Below are 2,690 nucleotides of genomic sequence, written 5' to 3'. Positions count from 1 at the left end.
TTCGCCGTTAGCTCCCACGGTGGGGAGCTTTACGGTGATGAACCGACGCCATGCTCCCCCAGGTCTCACGAACCTCTCCACAGGCTGCCACCGCGGAACTCGCGGCGGACCCAAGGTGTGGTAAATCCACGATTTTGGATCGCCAAACTATACAACGATTTCGCCTCAAGTTCTGCCAGAGTTTTGATGGTTAATAAGAAATGAGTAGGTTTTTAAGCGACTGTATCAACCCCGGTCACTCCTATTGACCTGGCGAGATCCCAGAGGCCCCGCGAGGCGCGTCCGACAACGACCACAGCGGAGAGCCCAGCGAGCGGCGGCGCAACCTGCGAGCACGGTTCCCGCAGGTCCAGCACCAAGGATACTGCCTTGGAGATCCAGCAATCGCTGCTGCGATACTATGTCCAGAGCACCTGCCGCGCAGACGAGCGCGACGTTCGCACGCTGTTGCAGCAGCCCCCGACCGGAGACCCGATTATGCAGACATTTATCGAGCGCTGTATTGAGCAGGGCATACAGCACGGCAGACAGCAGTGCATCGCCCAAGGAGAACGCCACGGCAACGCCACGGCGCTCTTGCCCCAGTTGAGTGCGCAGTGATGAGTGCGCCAATCGCTCGCCTACAAGGCCGCATTCAACGCGTGAGCATTGAGGGCTTTCGCAGCTTGGCAAAGATCGAGAATCTGGCGCTTCCCCAGTTAACTGTATTGATCGGGGCCAATGGCGCCGGAAAATCCAATTTCATCCGCTTTTTCGAGATGCTGAGCTGGATGCTGAAGTCGCAAAAGCTGCAGGAATTTGTGGAACGTTACGGATGGGGCGACGATCAGTTTTTTATGGGAGCGCGCCAAACTCCACGTATCCACGCCGAGCTGCGCATCGAGACTCAGAGCGGATTCAACGACTACCGCTTCGGCTTGGCCCATCTCTCCGCGAGCGATACCGTGATGCTCATGGACGAAGCCTACCGCTATACGTACAAGGATAACGAAAGCGAGGTGCGGTGGACGGAGCTCGCTGGCGGCACCAAGGAATCGGCGCTTCCCGAGCAAAACAACCCCACGGCCAAGACCATCGTTCACCTGCTTCGTCAGTGCGCCACTTATCAATTCCACGATACCTCCGCAAACGCTGCGATTCGCAATCGTTGGGACATCGCGGAAAGTGCCCGGCTGCGCTCCGACGGGGGCAATCTTGCAGCGGTGCTGCTCGACCTGCACGAAAACGCGCTGCCGCGTTACAAGCAGATCGTTCGGCAGGTCCAGCGAGTCTTGCCTGCGTTCGACGATTTCGTCCTGGAGCCGGTGGCCGGAAAGGTCCAACTGCGTTGGAAGGGACGCTTCGGCGACAAGACCTTCGGCGCCCACCTGACATCGGATGGATCTTTGCGTGTCTTCTGTCTGCTGACATTACTGAGCTTGCCAGACGAACGACTCCCGGACGTATTGTTCCTGGACGAGCCGGAGTTGGGACTGCACCCTCACGCGATTAACCTGGTTGCAGAGATGGTCAAGCGTGTGGCTCACACACGTCAGGTATTTCTTGCCACTCAGTCGCCCTATATGGTCGATTGCTTCGAGCTGGAAAACGTCATCGTCGCTGACATTCGGGATGGCGCCACGTCCCTGCGCACCCTGCCCCGGGAGCGCTACCAGGAGTGGCTGGACGACGAATATTCGGTCTCCGAGCTGTGGCTGAAGACCCCGGTCGGAGCGGTGCCATGAAACGTTTGTGCGTTGTCTGCGAAGGCCAGACCGAAGCGGAATTCGTCGGCAGGTGTCTGGCGCCGCATTTGCAGGAACATAACCTGTTGGTGTTTGCCTCGATTCTTCAGGCGAAATCCGGGAACCACAGGGGCGGTCGGGTGACCATCGAGCGGCTGGGAAAGCAGCTTGCCTGCGAATACCATGCCGTCGATCGCATTACCACGTTGGTTGATTTTTACGGGTTCCAGGACCGGGCGGGAAGAGAACGCTCCGAGTTGGAGTCTGCCATCCTTGGTGAGGCGCAAAAATGGGGCCACGATCGACTCGAAGAGCGATTCGTTCTGCCTTATGTTCAGATGCACGAATTCGAGGCGTTGCTATTTTCCGATATTGAAGGATTTCATTTGGTGCTCGACGGCTGGAACTTAGCGAGCCAGCGGGATCTGCGTGCAGTCCGGAGCGCCTTCGGCAATCCCGAAGAGATCAACGATAGCCCGCAAACGGCTCCATCGAAACGCATCCTGAGTATCTTTGCGAACGGCGCATACAGCAAGACTGAACATGGGCCGCTCATCGCCGAGGAAATCGGTCTACTAACGATCCGCGAGGCATGCCCGGGGTTCCACGCATGGCTGTCCGGTCTGGAAGCCTGGGGTGATCGGTAGCGTGATTGACGTTCGGCCATCCACCGGGCACCGATCGTCGGATTACGGCGCAATGGGCATTGTGCCCTACCAACCGCATCGGCGCACGCGCCTAACCCGACCTACGACAGCGTAGGGATCACGGCCGCCAGTGCCACCCAGGCGACCGGGTTTCGACCGCGTTCAGTCGGCGGGTGAGGGACCTGAAGTGGGCTATACTACTGCCGATCCTCGTGCCGTCGCGGTTGCTCAGTCGGAGATAATACAAAGCCTATGTATCCAAATGTTGTCGGCCTACTCGTCGGGACCCTGTTCTTTGCCTTTTCGCTGACCCCTTCGC

At 58.6% G+C, this 2,690-nt stretch carries 3 protein-coding genes; all 3 read left to right on the top strand.

Annotated features, from left to right (window positions below):
* Positions 1-369 precede the first annotated feature (369 nt).
* From QZY48_RS31480 to QZY48_RS31470, 3 genes are read left to right on the top strand one after another with little or no spacing between them, the layout of a single operon-like run.
* Positions 370-600, top strand: a complete 231-nt coding sequence (locus tag QZY48_RS31480; protein WP_295438096.1) for a hypothetical protein — start codon at positions 370-372, stop codon at positions 598-600.
* Positions 600-1,724, top strand: a complete 1,125-nt coding sequence (locus QZY48_RS31475; protein WP_295438094.1) for an AAA family ATPase — start codon at positions 600-602, stop codon at positions 1,722-1,724. Before QZY48_RS31480 ends, QZY48_RS31475 begins: the two co-directional genes overlap by 1 nt.
* The gene (locus QZY48_RS31470) at positions 1,721-2,371 is read left to right on the top strand and encodes a DUF4276 family protein (protein ID WP_295438091.1); all 651 of its coding nucleotides are present in this window, start codon (positions 1,721-1,723) and stop codon (positions 2,369-2,371) included. The genes QZY48_RS31475 and QZY48_RS31470 overlap by 4 nt, the downstream gene beginning before the upstream one ends.
* The last annotated feature ends 319 nt before the right edge of the window (positions 2,372-2,690 follow it).

The sequence above is a fragment of the uncultured Thiodictyon sp. genome (genome assembly GCF_903828115.1).
Taxonomy (GTDB): domain Bacteria; phylum Pseudomonadota; class Gammaproteobacteria; order Chromatiales; family Chromatiaceae; genus Thiodictyon.
This window is presented reverse-complemented; position numbering and strand designations above follow the sequence as displayed.